The sequence below is a fragment of the Candidatus Symbiopectobacterium sp. NZEC135 genome (assembly GCF_025962695.1).
In genome coordinates, this window is the sequence record NZ_JAGFPF010000927.1 from 1 (window position 1) to 837 (window position 837).

The window sequence follows — 837 nt, forward strand, 5'->3', positions numbered from 1 at the left end:
GACGGGCGCGATTTTTGACCCTGCGCCCCGGCTACCATGGCGACACCTTTGGCGCGATGACGGTGTGCGATCCGCACAATGCCATGCACAGCCTCTATCAGGGATACCTGCCGTCTCATCTTTTTGCCGACGCGCCACGCAGCCGTTTTGATGGCGAGTGGCACGAATCTGACATCCAACCGCTCCACGATCTGCTGGAAACGCACAGCCACGACATCGCCGCCATTATTCTTGAGCCGGTGGTTCAAGGCGCGGGCGGGATGCGTATCTACCACCCCACTTACCTTAAACGCGTGCGTGCGTTGTGCGATCGATACGGTATCTTGCTGATAGCCGACGAAATAGCCACCGGATTTGGCCGCACGGGCAAACTGTTTGCCTGTGAACATGCCGCTATCGCCCCCGACATTCTCTGTCTGGGTAAAGCGCTGACCGGAGGATACCTGACGCTGTCAGCCACCTTGACCACGCGACAGGTCGCAGACACCATCAGCAATGGCGAGGCCGGTTGTTTCATGCACGGCCCAACCTTTATGGCTAACCCTTTGGCCTGTGCCGCCGCCAATGCCAGTCTGGCGTTGCTTGCTGACGGGGAGTGGCAGACACAGGTAATGGCGATTGAGCGCCAACTGCACGCGGAATTACTGCCATTACTGGATGCCGCACTGGTGGCAGACGTGCGTGTTTTAGGCGCGATTGGCGTACTGGAAACCACGCGTCCGGTGAACGTGGCGCGCGTGCAGCGCTTTTTTGTCGAGCGCGGTGTGTGGATCCGCCCTTTTGGCAAGCTGCTGTATGTGATGCCGCCCTATATTATCTCGCCAGAAGCCTTAACAC

At 58.8% G+C, this 837-nt stretch carries 1 protein-coding gene; it reads left to right on the forward strand.

Features of this window, described 5'->3' with window-relative positions; all coding sequences use genetic code 11:
- A partial coding sequence (locus J5224_RS31495) for an aminotransferase class III-fold pyridoxal phosphate-dependent enzyme (RefSeq protein ID WP_264628917.1) occupies positions 1 to 837 on the forward strand: 837 nt, incomplete at both ends.